This window comes from Tolypothrix sp. PCC 7712, from assembly GCF_025860405.1.
Lineage (GTDB): Bacteria > Cyanobacteriota > Cyanobacteriia > Cyanobacteriales > Nostocaceae > Aulosira > Aulosira diplosiphon.
On the sequence record NZ_CP063785.1, the window covers coordinates 8,724,193 to 8,743,226 of the forward strand.

Annotated in this window: 17 protein-coding genes and 1 tRNA gene; 10 read left to right on the forward strand and 8 right to left on the reverse strand. The window is 41.1% G+C overall.

What is annotated here, in order from left to right:
• Positions 1-48: 48 nt before the first annotated feature.
• The 3 genes from HGR01_RS35535 (at position 49) to HGR01_RS35545 (ending at position 2,766) form a co-directional block, all read left to right on the forward strand.
• Entirely contained in the window at positions 49-861 is an 813-nt protein-coding gene (locus tag HGR01_RS35535) for a biotin--[acetyl-CoA-carboxylase] ligase (RefSeq protein WP_045868778.1), read from the forward strand.
• Between the two features lie 90 nt (positions 862-951).
• Positions 952-2,514 carry a M23 family metallopeptidase gene (locus HGR01_RS35540; protein ID WP_045868779.1) on the forward strand — a complete coding sequence of 521 codons (1,563 nt, stop codon included), beginning with the start codon at positions 952-954 and terminating at the stop codon, positions 2,512-2,514.
• A gap of 66 nt (positions 2,515-2,580) precedes the next feature.
• A complete protein-coding gene (locus HGR01_RS35545; protein WP_155538903.1) occupies positions 2,581-2,766 on the forward strand; it encodes a hypothetical protein in 186 nt (61 codons plus the stop codon).
• Here HGR01_RS35545 and HGR01_RS35550 read toward each other — a convergent pair.
• On the reverse strand, positions 2,743-3,423 hold the full coding sequence (locus HGR01_RS35550; RefSeq protein WP_045867528.1) for a riboflavin synthase: 681 nt from the start codon (positions 3,421-3,423) through the stop codon (positions 2,743-2,745). The genes HGR01_RS35545 and HGR01_RS35550 overlap by 24 nt on opposite strands.
• A gap of 341 nt (positions 3,424-3,764) precedes the next feature.
• Between HGR01_RS35550 and HGR01_RS35555 the strand changes: the two genes are divergently transcribed.
• The 3 genes from HGR01_RS35555 to HGR01_RS35565 all read left to right on the forward strand — a co-directional run bounded on the left by HGR01_RS35555 (position 3,765) and on the right by HGR01_RS35565 (position 6,297).
• Positions 3,765-4,262 (forward strand): bifunctional nuclease family protein, encoded by a 498-nt coding sequence (locus HGR01_RS35555; RefSeq protein WP_045867529.1) that lies wholly within the window; start codon positions 3,765-3,767, stop codon positions 4,260-4,262.
• A gap of 253 nt (positions 4,263-4,515) precedes the next feature.
• The gene (locus HGR01_RS35560; RefSeq protein WP_045867530.1) at positions 4,516-5,640 is read left to right on the forward strand and encodes an aldo/keto reductase; all 1,125 of its coding nucleotides are present in this window, start codon (positions 4,516-4,518) and stop codon (positions 5,638-5,640) included.
• Between the two features lie 45 nt (positions 5,641-5,685).
• Complete coding sequence (locus HGR01_RS35565) at positions 5,686-6,297, forward strand: Uma2 family endonuclease (RefSeq protein ID WP_045867531.1); 612 nt, start codon at positions 5,686-5,688, stop codon at positions 6,295-6,297.
• 715 nt (positions 6,298-7,012) lie between these two features.
• Here HGR01_RS35565 and HGR01_RS35570 read toward each other — a convergent pair.
• Both HGR01_RS35570 and HGR01_RS35575 read right to left on the reverse strand, forming a co-directional pair.
• The gene (locus HGR01_RS35570; RefSeq protein ID WP_045867533.1) at positions 7,013-7,687 is read right to left on the reverse strand and encodes a hypothetical protein; all 675 of its coding nucleotides are present in this window, start codon (positions 7,685-7,687) and stop codon (positions 7,013-7,015) included.
• 114 nt (positions 7,688-7,801) lie between these two features.
• The gene (locus HGR01_RS35575; protein ID WP_052335026.1) at positions 7,802-9,631 is read right to left on the reverse strand and encodes an iron uptake porin; all 1,830 of its coding nucleotides are present in this window, start codon (positions 9,629-9,631) and stop codon (positions 7,802-7,804) included.
• A gap of 412 nt (positions 9,632-10,043) precedes the next feature.
• On the opposite strand from HGR01_RS35575, the gene modA (HGR01_RS35580) reads away from it, so the two are divergent.
• The 3 genes from modA (HGR01_RS35580) (at position 10,044) to HGR01_RS35590 (ending at position 13,356) form a co-directional block, all read left to right on the forward strand.
• Positions 10,044-10,838, forward strand: coding sequence for a molybdate ABC transporter substrate-binding protein (gene modA / locus HGR01_RS35580; RefSeq protein WP_045867535.1), 795 nt, complete (start codon positions 10,044-10,046; stop codon positions 10,836-10,838).
• A 1,734-nt stretch (positions 10,839-12,572) separates the two neighbouring features.
• Positions 12,573-12,962, forward strand: a complete 390-nt coding sequence (locus HGR01_RS35585) for a hypothetical protein (RefSeq protein ID WP_228045667.1) — start codon at positions 12,573-12,575, stop codon at positions 12,960-12,962.
• A gap of 34 nt (positions 12,963-12,996) precedes the next feature.
• Positions 12,997-13,356 carry a hypothetical protein gene (locus HGR01_RS35590; RefSeq protein WP_045867537.1) on the forward strand — a complete coding sequence of 120 codons (360 nt, stop codon included), beginning with the start codon at positions 12,997-12,999 and terminating at the stop codon, positions 13,354-13,356.
• 217 nt (positions 13,357-13,573) lie between these two features.
• Here HGR01_RS35590 and HGR01_RS35595 read toward each other — a convergent pair whose 3' ends face one another.
• The 3 genes from HGR01_RS35595 to modA (HGR01_RS35605) all read right to left on the reverse strand — a co-directional run bounded on the left by HGR01_RS35595 (position 13,574) and on the right by modA (HGR01_RS35605) (position 17,641).
• Positions 13,574-14,776, reverse strand: a complete 1,203-nt coding sequence (locus HGR01_RS35595; RefSeq protein ID WP_045867538.1) for an MFS transporter — start codon at positions 14,774-14,776, stop codon at positions 13,574-13,576.
• 159 nt (positions 14,777-14,935) lie between these two features.
• Positions 14,936-16,750, reverse strand: a complete 1,815-nt coding sequence (gene modB / locus HGR01_RS35600) for a molybdate ABC transporter permease subunit (protein WP_045867539.1) — start codon at positions 16,748-16,750, stop codon at positions 14,936-14,938.
• Between the two features lie 60 nt (positions 16,751-16,810).
• On the reverse strand, positions 16,811-17,641 hold the full coding sequence (gene modA, locus HGR01_RS35605; protein ID WP_045867540.1) for a molybdate ABC transporter substrate-binding protein: 831 nt from the start codon (positions 17,639-17,641) through the stop codon (positions 16,811-16,813).
• Positions 17,642-17,957: 316 nt separating this feature from the next.
• Between modA (HGR01_RS35605) and HGR01_RS35610 the strand changes: the two genes are divergently transcribed.
• Positions 17,958-18,122: a hypothetical protein gene (locus HGR01_RS35610; protein ID WP_155538905.1), complete on the forward strand. Its 165-nt coding sequence runs from the start codon at positions 17,958-17,960 to the stop codon at positions 18,120-18,122.
• Between the two features lie 66 nt (positions 18,123-18,188).
• Here the strand turns inward: HGR01_RS35610 and HGR01_RS35615 are convergent.
• Both HGR01_RS35615 and HGR01_RS35620 read right to left on the reverse strand, forming a co-directional pair.
• Positions 18,189-18,260: transfer RNA gene (locus HGR01_RS35615), tRNA-Cys, on the reverse strand.
• A gap of 454 nt (positions 18,261-18,714) precedes the next feature.
• The gene (locus tag HGR01_RS35620; protein ID WP_045867541.1) at positions 18,715-19,032 is read right to left on the reverse strand and encodes a Nif11-like leader peptide family natural product precursor; all 318 of its coding nucleotides are present in this window, start codon (positions 19,030-19,032) and stop codon (positions 18,715-18,717) included.
• Between the last annotated feature and the right edge of the window lie 2 nt (positions 19,033-19,034).

The following is a 19,034-nucleotide window of genomic DNA, read 5'->3' on the forward strand; positions in this document are numbered from 1 at the left end:
AGCCAGTCAATTAATGCTAACTTGTACAACGGGATTTGGGTTAACTGCGTGAAATTAGATCGGCAATATTTAGAAGCAGCCCTCAAAGCAGGGCGACAGTATTCCTATTTACCATTTTCTCTACACATTTTTGATAGTGTAGCTTCTACTAACCAAACTCTCTGGGGCTTACTAGCAGAGGGCGCTAAACCAGGATGTGTCGTTATCGCTACTCAGCAAACTGCTGGACGTGGACAATGGGGTCGCCAGTGGAGTTCTCCTTCTGGAGGATTATATCTTTCGGTAGCGATTCAGCCTAAACTAGATGCTGTTAATAGTTACCAATTAACTTTAGCAAGTGCTTGGGGAATAGCTTCACAATTACAAAAATCTGGTGTCACTGTGGGGATTAAATGGCCTAATGATTTAGTTTTAGACGGCCGCAAACTAGGCGGAATTTTAACGGAAACGAAAATCAATCAAGGACAAATTACCCAAGCTGTAATTGGTGTGGGCATTAACTGGGCAAACCCTGTACCGGAAACTGGAATTAACTTGGAATTATGGCAAGCCTCACAGCTTAACAAAGCAATTCCTTCTCTAGAAATGTTAACTTCTCAAGTTTTATTAGGGATAGAATCCGGTCTGAAGTGCTTATTTGAAGAAGGAGTAAACATACTCTTGTCTGACTATCTGAATTTACTGATCAATATGGGCGATCGCATACACGTCAATCAACTTGCGGGTACTGTAATTGGGGTAACCCCTCAAGGTAATTTACGTGTAAATCTCGAAACTTATAATACAAAGGAAGTTATCTCATCAGAAATTTACATTGAACCCGGTACAATCAGTCTGGGTTACAAAAAATCTTCTGTTTAACTTTTAGGTTTGTTTACAATTCAGCTCTTTGGGCAAGACAAACCACAGCATCATCTGTTTACTTTTATTTACAAAAAACCGAGACAACAAATGACGCAGCTCCATAACTCTGCCCATAAACGTTTGCCAAAAACAACCAAACGCTTTGCCGCAACGCTACCAGCACAGAGTCTCTGTTGGCTGAGTAGCGTTAGCCTTTTAGGTAACGGTTTAGTCTTGGCGCAAACGGAAACATCTATAGATAACATCGTTCCTACTATTGAAAATACTCAACCTAGCGCTGCCACAGTTCCTGTTAAAAAAGATACTGTAACTCCAGAAGCTACTCGCCCACAAGTAGAATTTTCTGAACGGCGAGTCAGGCTGAAAAAGAGATTAAATCGGGAAAATGTTTCTCAATCATCACAACCAGTCACACCTGCAAAACCAAAAGTAGAAGCGGCTGAACCTGTGATTATTAGACGCGCACAACCCCAAGTTGAAACCAGCGTTAGAGAAGAAAAACCCAAAACCACAATCGCCACACCTAAGCCTTTACGAACTGTACCGGAAAAACTACCAGAAGTTGCCACACCAGCTAACACTCCTAAAAGCCCAGTTGGTAGCACGGAAGTTGAACCAAAACAAGATTACAATAACGCCTACATTGACCCCACCGATTACAAAGTAGGCGGTTCTAACTACCAAGCACCCAATTCTGTAATCATCACAGAACGTTCTAGTGGTTGCCGTACTACTTTACCTACAGGACAAGCTATATCAGGTAGTTTTTGTGCGAAACCTAGCAATCAGCCTGTAGCTGATGGTAGTAGCAAAGCCGCACCTTCTTGGCTCAGAAGAAGTCAAAGCACTAAATTAGCCAACTCTCCTGTTGTCAGACCAATTGCCAATACAGCTACCAGCAGCAGATGGCGCAGTCCTCAAGTAGCAACAGAGAATACTGTCGCCAATCGCATTGCGGCTAGCGTCACCAAGACTGCTTATCGTCCCAATCGCTTTATTCCTAACCCCAGCGAATTTGCTCCCACCAAAGTGAGCGAAACTGCGATCGCACCCAGTGGCGGTACTTTACCACCGCCAATGGCAGATGGGAATATTGCACCCCGTCCTAGCATGGTGGCTTACGACTTTCCTTTAGCTTCCACACTACCGCAAGTTCCCTTCGCCCCCAGAGTCGCCTATAACGGTCAGGGAATGATGTTCCCCTTAACCATCCCCGCACCAATTACCTCATTATTTGGCTGGCGGATTCACCCCATCACAGGCGATCGCCGCTTCCACGCGGGTACAGACTTAGGTGCGCCTATGGGTACACCAGTGTTAGCCGCAGCCTCTGGTCAAGTAGAAAGCGCTGATTGGATGGGTGGCTACGGTTTAGCTGTCACCATCAACCACCCTTCTGCTCAACAAACTCTCTACGGTCACTTATCACAAATCTTTGTCCGACCCGGTCAAATGGTGGAACCAGGAACCGTAATTGGGCAAGTTGGTAGCACTGGTAACTCTACAGGCCCCCACCTGCACTTTGAAGTCCGCCACCTGACACAAAATGGTTGGGTAGCCACCGACCCCGGGGTATACTTAAACACAGCTTTAAGTCAAATGATTCAACCAGCGCAAACAGCCCAGCTGAACAAGGAACCGGGTAGTTAGGTTGGGGATTGGGGACTGGGGACTGGGGACTGGGGAACTCGGGGCCCCCTCTGGGGATAAGGGGTAATGGGGACTGGGGACTGGGGACTGGGGACTGGAGATGAGGAAGATGAGGGAGATGAGGGAGAAATCCCCATTACCAATTACCCATTACCAATTACCCAATGCCCTATGCCCTATGCCCTATGCCCCATGCCCCATGCCCAATGCCCAATGCCCCATGCCCTATTACAAATACCCATGTTCTGCTAGAAATGCGGGTGTAATCCCATCTGAATTGGAGTCTTCGACACTATTAGGGTTTGGTTTGCCGGAGTAAAGGAATTTTTCGACATATTTGCCGAGAATATCTCCCTCAAGATTCACTAAACTGCCAGGGACTAAATAGCGAAGATTGGTTTCGGCGTAGGTGAGAGGTATGACCGCCACGGTGAACTGAGAGAGTTCTGGTTCGTATGCGGCAACAGTGAGACTAATTCCATTCACGGCAATGCTACCTTTGGGCACAATGTACCGCGCGATCGCCTCAGATGCAATAAAGGTCATTTCCCAAGAAGTCGCTGTTTGTTCTGCTGTCACCAACCGACCTGTACCGTCTACATGACCCATGACAAAATGACCGCCTACTTTGCTTCCTACCCGCAACGACGCTTCTAGGTTGACATATTTCTGTGGCGTGTCTTCACTTCCTAAAGTCGTGCGGCGCAGGGTTTCTGGTGATGCAGTGGCGATAAAACCATCTTTTAAAATTTCTTCTACTGTCAAGCAAACGCCATCAACAGCTATACTGTCGCCGTAAGCTATATCCTGCATAATTAAATCAGATGACTGACTTACACAAGTAATTTGCCAAGAATCTCCCCCTAAGGGTTTCATCGTTCCCAATGCTTGAATTAATCCTGTAAACACGGCTTTTTTGTGAAACTAACTCTATTTATTGCCTAATCTTGCCGAAAATCCACTGGTAATTATCTGTATAAATGTAGCAAAATCTGAGTATATTTTCTGACGGTATTTAGGATAGGGATATTATCACATTAGCATCCAGAACAAGGCATACTTGGGTAAGAAGGATATTGTCGAAATAGACAACTTTGACTTACTCTGGTGTTCACATCAAGTTCGGAGTTTAATAGAAGCAATTATAAAAAACAAATGCCTATGTTTATTCCTGTCCTTAATTTAAACCCTCGAGGGTATTATTTGCTACTAATTAACCAAGTTGTTCAAGGAGTGTAGAGGCTGAGCCAATGATTGAAATGAGAGTCGCTGGCATAGCATTAGATGCCATAACCCGCAGCCCCATTGTACTTTTAAAAGATGCATCCGATCGCCGTGCTTTGCCAATTTATATTGGTCAAGAACAAGCTAGGGCAATTGCGGGAGCTATCGAGAGTCAAAAGCCGCCACGGCCTTTAACTCACGATTTAATGGTGAATATTCTAGAAACCTGGAACTTAACTCTAGATAAAGTTATTATTCACTCCTTGCAAAAAGATACATTTTATGCAGCGTTAGTGGTCAAGCAAGGTGAAACCACCAAAGAAATTGACGCGCGTCCTAGCGATGCGATCGCCATTGCTTTGCGGACAAATGCCCCCATTTGGGTAATGGAAGAAGTAATCGCTGATGCTTCTATCCCCGTTGACCGTGATGCTGATGAAGCAGAACAACAAGCCTTCCGGGAATTTATTTCTAATCTCCGTCCTGAAGATTTAATCAAGCGCTTTGGTAATAGCGAAAGTTAGCACAACTGAAGAGCTACAATTTCAAACAGTCACAAGCCTTGATGTATTAACCTTTTGACTTTTGACTTTTGACTGACTCGGCAAGCGGTACTAGGGGCTAGGGAGTAGATAAGAGAGATTTTTATGTTTAGGTGTGAGATGTGTTCGTCAAGAGTTCGCTGGAAAATAGGATTTGGTGTTTGGTATTTGGCGTTTGGGTTTTAGAAGACAAATGCCAAATGGCAAATAACAAATGACAAACGACAAATAAAAAATGCAATATAGACGCTTTGGCAAAACTAATTTGCGCTTGTCCGTGTTTTCTTTAGGAACAATGCGCTACCTAGCTGATGCAGAAACAGCTCGGCAAACTATTGAAAAAGCCCTAGCATTAGGCATTAATCATATAGAAACTGCTAGAGGTTATGGCAAAAGTGAGGAGTATTTAGGTAAAGCGCTCCAAGCTGGTTTGTCAGTCCCCCGTTCTCAACTTCACATCACTACTAAAATTCCGCCTACAGCTGATGCTGACACCATGCGTCGCTATATCGATGAATCTCTAGAAAAATTGCACCTAGATTATTTAGATTGCTTGGGGATTCATGGGTTAAATACTTGGGAACATCTAGAGATGGTGCAAGCTGGTTGTATACAAGCTGTGCAAGAAGCGATCGCAGATGGTAGGGTCAAGCACGTTGGTTTTTCTACCCACGGATCGTTAGATGTTATTTTAGCGGCAATTAATACAGATTTATTTGAATTTGTCAATCTGCACTATTACTATTTTTTCCAGCGTCATGCAGCAGCAATACAGCTAGCAGCCGCCAAGGATATGGGGATATTTATCATTTCTCCTGCGGATAAAGGAGGAAGACTTTACACACCACCCCCAAAATTAAAAGAATTGTGTGATCCATTTTCGCCCTTAGAGTTAAATTATCGATTTTTATTGAGCGACTCCCGCATTACTACCCTCAGTGTCGGGCCAGCAAATCCAGAGGAATTAATCGAACCTTTGCGAGTTGCTGATAGCATTAATGAACTTACACCAGCAGAAATTTCAGCTTTTCAAGCTTTAGAAAATCAAACCAAAATTGCCTTAGCAACTGATAAATGTAGCCAGTGTTTTGCTTGTTTACCTTGCCCAGAAAATATTAATATTCCAGAGGTATTACGGTTACGCAACCTGGCAGTAGCATACGATATGACAGACTATGGCAAATATCGTTATGGAATGTTTGAAAATGCCGGTCATTGGTTTCCGGGAATGAAAGCCAACCGTTGTACAGAATGCGGTGACTGTTTACCAAGATGTCCCGAAGAGTTAAATATTCCCGCTTTATTAACAGATACCCACGAAAGATTAAGCGGCAAAGCTGGTAGAAGATTGTGGGGGTGAGCGCGTTACACTATTCGTTGAGAGCGATCGCTATCCCCTAAAATTATGCAAGTTACACAACAGCGATACTACACCCCCGAGGAATATCTCGAACTAGAAGCAACTGCTGACTACAAAAGTGAATATATTGATGGGTATATCATTCCGATGGCTGGTGGTACAGTAAATCACAATCGAATTGCAGGTAACTTTTATGCTGTGTTGAACTTTGCCTTCAGACAACAAACATACGAAGTATTTAACAGCGATATGCGGTTATGGATACCGCAAAAACGGATATACACTTACCCAGATGTTACCGTAATCGCAGGTAAACCAGAATTTTTCAACAACCGCACAGATATAATCGTCAATCCACAGGTGATTGTAGAAGTTTTATCACAATCTACCAAAGCATACGATCGCGAAGCTAAATTCCAAGCATACCGCACAATTCCCAGCTTTCAAGAATATCTGTTAATTGACCAAACCCGGATTCATGTAGAACAATTTTCCAAAACGGGCAAGAAACAATGGACATTGCGCGAGTACGATGAAGAAGATGAAGCGATCGCACTTGTAACGGTACCTTTTACTATTTCCTTAAGCGATTTATATAACAAGGTAAATTTTGAGCTTGTGGAGTCGGAAGTTCAAGAACTTAATGTAGAAGAGTGACATAAAGTACGAGCAATACTTTTTATTTTAGATGTGTTTTTTCTCAGATAATCAAGCAACGAATTTAAATTTAATTGATATTATCGCATTTCCCAATTTAGTAAGGTATACCAATTTTAAAAAAGAATGCTACAGATTGTAGGGGCAAGGCAATGCCCACCTGTGTCAACTTAACGTGAAACCCGCTTGGTTGAAAGGTTTCCGCCCTCACCCCCAGCCCCTCTCCCACAGGGCTACGGTGTACACAGAAGTCTTGAAATCCTACCTGGAAGGGAGTTTTAAACTCAGATAAAAATCGCTCAAAACCTGTCATTGCGAGCGAAGCGTTCGCGTAGCGTCTCGCAGAGAAGCAATAAGAGCACCAAGCGATTGCTTCGTCGTTCCTCCTCGCAATGACAATTTAAGGGGGTTGAAATCCCTGAAACGTATGCGGAGAGTACTTGTGTGTACACCGTAGCTCCCACAGGGAGAAGGGAGCAAGAGATTTAGTTCCCCTTCTCCTGCGGGAGAAGGGGTTAGGGGATGAGGGCGCGAGGTATTTGTACCACGCCCGCCCTATATCGCTTTTAGCTTAAGTTGACACCACTGGGCATTGCCTTGCCCTGTAGAATATATTGATGTGTCGCAAACATTATTTGAATCGTTATAATTTTAGGGAATTGGTGGAACCCTAAATCTGTACATCCTGTTTGAATGATAAAAGTAGTGAAATCAATCAGAAATCTCTAACTTTTACAGGAGAAGGAGGCGCAGAAAATACGATGATATTTCTCACATTACTAACATAACGACCGCCTGCTTTATCTCCTGGAACAACTAACCGAGCGAATCCTTCATCTATTAAAGGTACGACTGTACCATCACTAGCTTTTTTTTCAAAGGCAACTAGCACTGTTTTGGCTTCAAAGTTAGGGTGAATTTCGCCAATAGCGACAACTGCACCATAGCAATCTGTAGCGTCAACTAAAACAGATTGTCTGAGAAAAGAGTTTTTAGAATTTACCCCAGGATTTCCAGATTTTAGACCACCTGCAGCTTGTGGATTATTAATTAATTCCCATAGGGGAACTCCATAGTATGTTTCTGTACGCGCGCCTGAACCAGTTTGAAAGCTGACAGTAACTTCTGTAACTAATGCAGGGTTTTGGGTTTTTAAATTATCTCGTAAAGTTCTCAGCTTGTGTAAGTTATAGGTATTAGGATTATTGATTTCTCCACCCAAGCGAAAATTCTGAGAAGTACCTCCAGCACACTTATTTTTATTCCAAATGGATGGTGTTTCTTCTCGATTCCAAGGAGCATCATTCCTAGAATCAGCTAAACTAGGTTGTGATAAAACTAGTACCGATAGTATTAAAGATGTAATAGGAAAATTGCGACTCAAATGCATAAAACATTTCTCCATTAACTATTGAATATTGAAGATTGAAAAAATTAGATGCATAACAACTCCTCTCCAGATTGTTGGTACTCGAATTGGAGTTGTTGCATATTGGTGAAGAATTTAAAACCTAAATGTAGTCCTCAGAACACCTGTATAGATGGTGTCGTTATTACTGTTATGTTCTGGATTAAATATCACAATTAATCCAGGTGTAATCGAAAGATTACTATTTACCTGATAACGATATAAAGCCTCTACATGGAAAGATGTACCAGTATCTATACGTCTATCGGGAACAAGATTAGTAGCGCTAACGCTATTGTTGCCAAAGTCGTTACCAGTTACTTTCGGTGGTTGTCCAAAGATAATACCTGCGAGATTACCCTTTTTACCAAAGTCAGGGAAAGCTAAAGTTACAGCCCAGTTCCAAATGTCTGCTTTATCGCCGCGATTGACATTCGCACCTGAACTATTTTCTGCGATCGCCTGAGTATATCCCACCCAACCGCCAAGGGTAAATTGGGGACTGAAACGATAATTAGCTTGCAAACCATAGTTGTTGGTTGTGGTGTTCACCGGAGTAGTAGCACTAGAGTTGAAGGGATTATTCGCAAATGCACTCCCATAGGAACCGGAAACTACCACATCACCATCATTATTAGAGCCTCTGAGGTAGGAATGTGCATAAGTTAAACCCAAAGTAAAGTCTTTGTTGGGCTGAAATGCTAATTGTGCTAAAGCGCCATAACTACCGTCAAATAAACCTTTACCGTCACTTGGTTCGCTACCTCTGCGCGCTAAATAACCGCCAGATAAGGTGATGGTGTCGCTTAACTTGAAAATTGCACTCACACCCGAACCTGTATTGCTGGCTGAGGAGGTATTACTAGTACGGTAAATTGGAGAGAAACGACCAAAGCGGGATAAGGAACCAACGGGAGTGGAAGACAACAAGGGGTTAAAGGTGTTGAAATTGTCGTAGAACTCGCCTCCAATCGCATCAACGATGATGTTGAGTTTTTCACCCACAGGAAAACGATAATACAACTTGCCCATCTGAACACTGTTATCAGCATTATTGGTGGTGTCCCAGGATGTGCGCGTCATGTTTGTACCTGTGACTGCACCACTAAAAGCTGTAGTGTTATTGGCTTCTAAACGAGTAAATAGTTGATCTTTACCTGTGAAGCTAGTAATTAAGTTGAGGCGGATGCGATCGCTAAATGTAGCTCTATCTTGTAATCTCCTTCCACCTGATGCTGCATATTGATTGTTGGCAAAAGTGTTTCTAGTTGCGCCTGCGGGTCTAGCATTGATTTCGTTCCACACATCCGAGTTCAACGCGCGATCGCCACCAAACACACTACCAAGACTGAAAATTACTTCTCCACTCAACTTGGTAGTAGCAGAAAACTGTTGACTTTCTAAGGTAGCTGTCCGTCCCTCCAAGCCATCTAACCTACCTCTGAGTTCTGTTAATCCATCAGCAAACTCTTGTTGCAATTTCTGCAAGGTTTCTAAATCTTGCTTTGTGACTAAATCTGCTGTACCAGTGGCTATCAGTTCATTAACTCGATTCAAACAAGCATTCAAACCTGCTGCAAATTCATAGCGAGTCATAGCCCGACTTCCGCGAAAGCTGCTATCTGGATATCCCGCAATGCAACCATAGCGCTCTACCAAAGACTGCAAAGCTTGAAAGGCCCAATCTGTTGGCTGTACATCAGACAGTTGCGATACTGATGTTACCTGCTCCATTGCAGCGTTTGGCTGTGCATTTTCATCTACAACCGACTGGCTTTGTGGCGATATTTCTGTTTGTGATTGATTGATTTGGCTATCAGCCTGTAATTGGTTGGTATTTTCTGCAACAGGAGTTGCTGATGCAGTTTTACCTAGCATCATACTAGCTAGCACTAGTAACAATGAAGACTTTATAAAAGTGGACATTACCCTCACACCTCAAATCTATATTAAACCGACATTGTCGGTATTAATCCAACTATGTTGGTATATATTAGCAAGAATAATGGAATTTTAGAACTAATTATTCTAGTGCTACAAAATCACTGAACTATACAGCTAACGCCAGCATCACACTACTTTTCTTGGAATATTAAACTTTTTCTGCAAACAAATAATTGCCAAAAATTCCTGATCAAAGCCGATTTGGTTGGTATATAATTTATACCAATTAAGTTGGAAAAATTGTAGCATTAGTTACAAATTTTCCAATACTAAGAACATAAAATACCAAACTAATCGGATAAATTACCAATTTGCTTGGTAATATTTTTGGTAATCTTAATAAGATTCAACCAAGCATCAATTTTAAAAAAATTCTTCGGCGTGCAGTTTTCCTATGAACAGAAGACAAATTCTTAAATTAGTTGGTACAGCAGTTGCTAGCTTTTTGGTAACCGCTAGTTTACCAGCAGTTGCGCCCTCACCTGTACTAGCACAGTCACAAAGCACCCTCCTTGTATCTGCCGCCGCCAGTTTAAAAGAAGCACTGGAAGAGATTAAGCCTCTTTACCAGCAAACTAATCCAAATACGAACATTAATTATAACTTTGGGGCTTCTGGTGCTTTGCAGCAACAGATTGAACAAGGTGCGCCCGCAGATATCTTTATTTCGGCTGGTAAAAAGCAAGTAGATGCTTTAGAGCAAAAAGGACTATTCCTATCAGGAACTCGTTCTGTTCTGGCAAAGAATCGTCTGGTTTTGATCGTACCTAAAAATGTTGTAGGAATTACCAGCTTTTACAATCTTAAAGATAGCAAAATTAAAAAAATCGCCATTGGTGAGCCTAGAAGCGTACCCGCAGGACAATATGCAGAGCAAGTCTTGCAGAAATTGAAAATTTTGCCGCAAGTCAAATCTAAACTGGTTTACGCTAACAATGTGCGTCAAGTACTAGCATCTGTAGAAAGCGGTAACGCTGATGCAGGTTTAGTTTACGTCACTGATGCCAAAATCTCTGATAAAGTCAAAATTGTGGTAGCGGCTGACGAAAAATATCATTCTCCGATTGTTTATCCATTTGCAGTCCTCAAAAGCAGTAAAAATGCTGATACTGCTAAGGAATTTGCCAAATTCTTAACTAGTAATCAAGCTAAAGCTGTACTGCAAAAATACGGCTTTATTCTGCCTTAATTTCTCATCAAGATTTGGAAATTTACATTGTTAAGAAACCCGACTTATTGAATAAGTCGGGTTTCTTAATTTTGACGAATGATTTATTGCTGCTACTGCTATTTAATCCGATACCAAAAATGCATTTTGGGCGTGAGATAAACAAGAGCGATCGCTAGCATAAATTCAAGTGGTATCAAAGAAAAAAACAGACTGGAACAAAACCAAAACATTGCAAATAATAGAGCTATTATTTGCAAATAATGATTGGTAGCTTTTGTGGTGATACTCAAACAAAGTAAAGCTAGACCAAGCGCAATCGATGAATAGAAAAACGTTAGCATTGTGCGTGAGTAATAATGTACAGAAACCCAGATGCTTGATGAAGCAGACCTAATCCATTAACGCCACAATTCCTCCAGAGCATTGTAGAATCAGACCATCAGTTCATCAAACCATTGGTTCACCCACTGATGGGATTTTTGACCTCACCAGAGTTAGACGAACATTAACCAACAGATTGTTCGTGGCTAACAATAGTGCTTACAACTGCAACTAATTTGATCACTTTTTTGTTGCGGTTTGGGTTGCTCACCTAGCCTCAGAATCATTGATTCCAAATCTCAATATTTATCAATATTTCCCTATCAGCTAAAGCTTCGTACACCAAGGGAAGATGATAATATCTCATTTTGGGTTGATACAGGGGCATCCCAATTATTGGTTACAAAATGCTACATTAAATTTAATTTGATTTGCTTACACAAAAGCAAAATTTTTCACTTTGGGTTCTACCTAATCCCTGTTGAAGAGTTCTTGCTTTTGCTGTTGTGATTCCCTATAGGTAAATCATAGCATACCATATTGCCAAATAATTTGCTTATAGACAGAATTCTTGCTGCAGAAGAGATAGATAGGAATACTCAAATTCCCATCGTTCTGGCTCTAAAAAAAGTTGGCTAATATTACATCAAAACTGGATGTTTGTTTTTAGCTAACTTTGGTGCGTATGCTATGAATTCAACAGCTATAAATGGAGATTCTTTGATGATAGATGGGAATGTTTAGACTTATAGAAAAGTTTATTATTTATTAAAGGTATATGTAGGTAGGCGTAATTATATATAACTGTCTAGGGCTGTCATTATTTATTGCTAAGGGTTTCAATTCTCTATAAGTTTCGTAGTCTGGTTTGGTTGATTTATACCCACTTACTGATAAATAAATCAGATTGTTCTGCATCTTTATTACTCTCTAGAATACCGTAATCAATCAACAAGGCTTCTAGCTTTTCCTATATTTTTTGTGAATGGGTATAACTCCGGCGATAGCAATGCAGACATCAAAACTGCAAATGCCTTGTGATGATATTGATATCCAGATAAGTAAAATTTACTTGTGAAGGCAATAATTACCAACAGGTTATGGATAAAAAGCCTCTAGTTATCAGCGATTTAGGCACTTTGGTGATGCAATTTAATGATTTTTTTACCAATAAAACTGGTAGAAGAGTACATATGATACAGTTTTCACTGCTGAACTTAGTCTTTGATAGATGATAGGCAATCCGTATCAGCTGTAGGAAATACCTAAAGCGATCGCACCAGACAGGTAGATGCCATGAACATGAATGAAATTGACTGCATAGGAAATTCATATCTTGCGAACACAGCTACGCATCCAGAGCACAGCTATCTCTCAGGTTAGTGGATGTTTGCCTGATATGTTCATCCAGCTGTGAATAAATAAACAAAATTGCATATATTCACCCCAGCCCAAGTAGTATTGGAGAAAATTGTGATTACCGAAGAAGCTCTAGCCTCTCAGTTTACGGCAATTGTCGAGCAAAATCACCCACAAGTATGGGAGTTGTTGCGTCACTGTTATATCCGAGTAATTAATCCTTACGTAACACGCGCAAGAATTCCCCATCCGCCATATATTGGCATTTATTGCCCCGATCAAATTATTACTGCTGTAGCTGCTGAGAAACATATCCTTAAAGATGTAGCTAGGTTGATCGGACTGGTTGATGTGGTTTGCTTAAATGCCACACATTTAATGAGCGATCCGCTATCAAAACTCAAAGAAAATCATCCTCAATTGTGGTTAGACTTGCTTTGGATTTCTACAAAATCAGAATAAAAAAAATCACCCCTAAATTTATAGGTATCAGCTAGTGCATCCTGATGATTTCCCTTCAGAACTGACAATAAAACTGAGTGTAATACTGCTCAGACAACTTGAAGCTAAAATCAAGCAGAGCTTTTATCAAAGCTGCATTCACATAACACAAATTGTTTTATCCAATTGTCATTGGTATTTCCGAATTAACTCTGGGATTTTGATGTTAATTTTGGTTTGCTATGACAGAGAAAGCTATCAGAATATTACTAGCATTATTCCCCAGCTTGCCGAGCAATTAAAACAATTTGCGAACAAAGCTATTATTAGCGTTAGTCCTCCCATTGCTAATGGTATTCCGTTGATAATTAACGTCGAGCATCTATTATCTGAAGAAGATTACCCTAGTAATTAACGGTGTTGCTGATTGATGGGATGATTTTGTCTTACGCATTCGACGTAGTCGTTCTCGCTTAAAAGGGAGTAGGATGAGCTTAAACCTTCGGTTTAATTTCACAAAACTTGCCTATACCAAATCAAATAATCTTTGCGACACATCAATAATGTTCTAGAAGGCACGGCAGTGCCGTACCCCTAAAATCTGGCGCATTCTTGTTTCAAATTGGTATTAGTTACAATGTGTTTTGCTCAACAATTTCTTCGGTGACACTGGTAAAAGTATCACCTTGCAACTTCACCCAGAGGAAGAAAGGAATAGCTAGTAGCTGTGTAGCACTAGAAAATACCACGAGTGAGGTCATAGAATTGTCGTAGAGAATCCCCATGACAGCGCTACCGATAAACCAGGATAAACCATAGCCTGTGCTAAAAATCCCATAAGCTGTGGCACGTTTGTGCTTAGGAACCATCCCAGCGATCGCAGCCTTGAGGATTGATTCTTGCGCTCCCATACCTATACCCCAAAATGCCATTCCTAAAAGTGCCAGATTGGTATCACCAAAAAAGACTAAGGGCGCAAAGAAAGCTGAAAATAAAGCTGCAATCATCAGCATAGAAATACCAATACGGTCAAATAAATAGCCAAAAATAAAAGCAGCGATCGCATCTACTCCCATTGCTACAGCATAAAATATAGGGATTGTCTGTCCGGAAGCAATTCCCACCTTTTGAAAGTGAAAAGCTATCAGGGGAAAATCAGCATAGCCAGCCGCAATAATCGCTACAGCACCGAGATAAATCCAAAAAATTCGGGGTAGTTTTTCTCCTTGATTTTCTACAGTTTCTACTTCCAAATCGCTGGGATTTGGGTAAATAATTTGCAAAATTACTAATACAAGTAATCCCAACACCGCAGGTACAACCAAAATAGCAAAGCTGTTGCGATACTCTCCCTGAAAATAAAGCATTGCGGCTACAGCCAAAGGCCCCATGACTGCACCTGTTTGATCCATTGCTTCATGCAGTCCGAAGCCAAAACCCCTACCGATTTGGCTTGCACCATGAGAAAGTAGCGCATCTCGTGGTGGAGTCCGAATAGCTTTACCTGTACGTTCTGCCATCATCAAACCTGCGGCGGCTTCCCATCTCCCAGTTAAGGCTAAAAGTGGTACAACTGCGGTGTTTAAAATGTAACCTAAAGTTGTGATTCCCCAGTATTTGCCTGTATGGTCGCTGATATAGCCAATAGCCAGACGCAAACCATAACCAATCAACTCACCAAAACCAGCTACAAGACCAACTACAGTGCCGCTAGCTCCCAAAACTTCTAAGTAAGCCCCTGTAATACTACGCGCACCTTCATAAGTGGCATCAGCACAGAGGCTAACCAATCCCAATAAAATCACAAACTTCAAAGCGCCTGTTTTCTGGGGCATCATCTGTCAATCTATAAATTTATGTTGTGCTATTAATACATAGATTTATAGAAAAAATCAGTAGGCTTTGAAATTGGAATTATAAAATCTCAGCAATTACAAACAGATTAAAACTCGCGAATCCTTGTAATATCTGGCTTTTATAATTTGGCAGTGGGATTACTCCATCAAAATTAAGCGCAATGGATCTAGACACAAATACCAAGGAAAAGGTTGGTCTTTCATGGTTGCCCATTTTTCTTTAAAAACTTCTGCTTGCAAATGGTAGTCTTGGGGATTATTGGCAGCAGAATGTAGTTTTAAAAATAAGGTCATGCGGTGAGGTGTTTCACTAGTTCTGGCTAACCAACAAGGAAAGGTATTTTCCTGGTTGGGGACGTTGGTAAAGCTGATTTGATGGGCACGAATACCAACATGGGTGATGTTGTCAGGAATTGCATCCATAACTTGGAGATGACAACCCCAATCACTAGCTTCAATCAAACCAGCTCCCGGCAGCTGCGCCACAGAAAAGTTCTTGCAACCAGTAATTCGAGCCACACCCACAGTTATAGGATGCTCAAAAATATCGTGTTTAGAACCATATTGAACAGCACTACCATGTTCTAAAACCAATAAATTTGGGCAAACTCGATAAGCTTCTTCCATATTATGGGTGACAAACAAAGATACACCGTTGTAATCAGCTAGAGTCTCAGTCATTTGCTGTTCTAGTTGACTCCGCAGGTGAGTATCGAGTGCAGAGAAAGGTTCATCTAAAAGTAAGGCTTCTGGTTGAGAGGCTAATGCTCTAGCTAAAGCTACTCGTTGTTGCTGTCCCCCAGAGAGTTGATGTGGATAGCGATCGCCTAATCCTTGCAACTGCATTGCTAATAATTGCTGTTCTACTTGTACCCGGATACTGCCTTTAGATAATCCTTTAGGTAAGCCAAACGCAATATTTTGTGCCACAGTCATGTGGGGGAACAAAGCATAATTTTGTACTAAAAAACCGATGCGGCGATCGCGGCTGGGTAAATTTATTCTTTGTTCAGAATCAAACAGTACTTTACCATTCAGGACAATGCGTCCTTGGGTTGGTGTTTCTATCCCAGCAATGCAGCGCAGAATCATGCTTTTACCTGCTCCCGAACCTCCCAACAATCCCAAGGTTTGCTCATCGCTATTGAAAGCAACTTTGAGATGAAAACTCGGCAGTTGTTTTTCAATATCTATAATTAGCCCCACGGTTGAGGATAGTTTAGGTAACACAGATGATTCTTCTGCTGGTATATTTTGTCCCCGTCCCCTTTTTTCTCGATTTCCTCGCCTCCCTTTCTCTCGTGATTCTTGCCAGAAATTCACAGCAATAATCCCTGATAGGGAAATTGCCATAATTACAATCGACCAAAACCAGGCTTCATCCATTGCTCCGGCTTCCACAGCAAAATAAATCGCCATTGGAATCGTTTGCGTTTGTCCAGGAATGTTACCAGCCAGCATCAAGGTTGCACCGAACTCACCCAAAGCCCGGGCAAAGGCTAGAGTAGTCGCCGCTAAAATTCCTGGTAGTGCTAAAGGTAAACTGATACGCCAAAAAATTGTAGACTCCGTTGCGCCTAGAGTTCTCGCTACCCGCAGCAGATTACTATCAATTTGCTCAAAAGCTCCTAGTGCAGTTTTATACATTAAAGGGAAAGACACCACTGTAGCTGCGATCGCTGCACCGTACCAAGTAAACACAATGCTGAAGTCAAATGGCTGCATGAGTTTTCCTACAGGCCCATTCTTCCCGAAAAATATTAATAACAAAAAGCCCACAACCGTAGGCGGTAAAATTAATGGTGCAACAAAGAGACCTTCAATCAGTGATTTTGCTTTACCCCGATATCCCAGCATCCAGTAGGCAGCAGCAATACCTAAAAAGAAGGTAATAAATGTAGCTAATAAGGAAGTTTTTAGCGATATCCAAAGGGGCGATAAATCCGGTGCCATAGTTTTTTGGTAAAAAAGTTACTGATACTGCGCGCAAGTCAAATTTTGTAGAGACGCGATTCATCGCGTCTTTAAGCTACCAGCTAATGTAAATCCTTGTTTTTCAAACACAGATTTAGCTTCATTGCTCGCTAAAAATTGCACAAAATCCTGAGCAGCAGCGACATTTTTACTACTTTTAAGTACCGCTATGGGATAGACAATCGGAGAATGGGTTTTTTCAGATGCAGTGGCGACAATTTTGACTTTTGGCGTACTTTTAGCATCGGAGAAATAGACTAGCCCCGCATCTGCGTTACCTGATTCTACGTAATTAAGAGCTTGACGAACATCTTTCGCGTAGACAGTCTTACCTTTAACTTGGTTAAGAAGATTTAATGAAGTTAAAACCTGTTGTGCATATTGTCCAGCCGGGACACTTTTGGGTTCACCAAGAGCGATTCTTTTAATGCTGGGTGAAGCTAAGTCTTTAAAATCAGTGACAACTTGAGAATTTTGGGGTGCAATCAACACTATTTGATTTTTCAGCAAATCCCTGCGAGTACCATCAACCAACAAACCTTTTTGCGCTAAAGCATCTATCTGTTTAGTTGCAGCCGAAATAAAAACGTCAACACCTGCACCTTGTTCAATCTGTTGTTGCAAAGCACCCGATGAACCAAAATTGTATGTCAAATTGACATTTGGCTTTTCTTTGCTGTACAAAGGCTTGATTTCATCCATTGCATCCTTGAGGCTAGCAGCAGCTGATATCGTCAACCTTGCTGTTGGCGCTTCTGGACTAGCAGTTATTGAAGCTGAGTTCTGTGTCTTCGTTGGGCTACAACCCACAATGAGTAAGAACGAAATAAATACCCAACTCCAAAAAGTCACAATGGGTTTATTAATCATTAGCACTCTCTCAAGCATTTTTGCGGAATTAATTCATAATTTACCAACCTATTCACCTAGAAACTAAAAAAAGTTGGTAAAAGAATCAAAGATTGTTAGAGTTCTATGACCAAATTAGGCAAAAGAATAATGGTCAGCAAGAGGAAAAGGGGCAAAGAGCAAGGGGGAAGACTGGAGTGGAGCTTGTATCTATGTTCCGCTATATTTCAGTAATTGCCGTAAAATAATTGACATTGTTAACCAAGGTTGTTAAACAAAATCGTTAGCTTGTTAAACAAACTCGTTACTTTGCCAGGGATTTCCAGAAAATCAGTGGATGGGAAAATTTATAACTATAGTCATTGCGTTGGCGGAACACCTTGCCACAGGTTACATAGCCAGGGAAACTGCGATCGCACACAACCTAATTCTGTCTGAAATCAAAAAAGGCGTAGAAGCTGTGCTTCTTGTCTCAGACATCGCTTCATCTATATCAAATTGACTAAACTGAGTTACTAGGATTTACCCCAGTTTTACCCCAGAAGTCTTTAATTGCTTGTAATTCTAAAGGCGGCACCCGGATTTGAACCGGGGAGTGGAGGTTTTGCAGACCTCTGCCTTACCACTTGGCTATGCCGCCGCAGTTGCGCTTATTTATATTAACACTTTTGCTTTCTTTAGACCAGTAGCCAAAGGAGTAGCTATCAAGCACTATTTTGGTTATGGTAGCACACTTTAGCACGACGTTCTGCAAACTTGTGAGTAAGCAGGGGCTAGCATTCTCCTCACCAGGGCTACTAACCATGCCCAATCTAGCTACCCATCTACCTCAGGCTCCATACTTCATAGTGAAAGGTGTGATACAGTTACTAGTTAAATTGACCACCCACATTCCTATAGGTATTATAATTATTCATACTAAAAGGCTGTAACCCTTATCGCATAAAGATTACAGCTTACTTATAAATTCGTAAGAATTTCATGCTCCTTCACAAGTTAGGAGAACCTCGTGCCTACAAAATTACTTCGTTTTAACGCATTAAAATTTTATTCTAGCATTAATAAATTAGCTGGGTAATTGAGTTTATTTAGAGCTATTTATAGAAGTTCAAAACAATAAAATAAAGACAAATAAACATAATGAGATAATTATATTTCCCTAAAATTAGGGACATGATTCCCGCAATAATCATGGCAGTTAGGAGAAGCTGTCTGAATTTCATAACCTCCTTTCTTTCTATACTTTCACGAATCATCGACATCATGTAAGTATATTCTTCTTTCGTAAAGTCATATCCCATTTGTGACGCTAATAATACTATCTCATCCCTCGACATTGGTTTGATTTTTTCAAGTAAACTGTTATCTTTACTTATCAGCTTAAGAAATTTCATTGCATTTTCCTCAGACATAA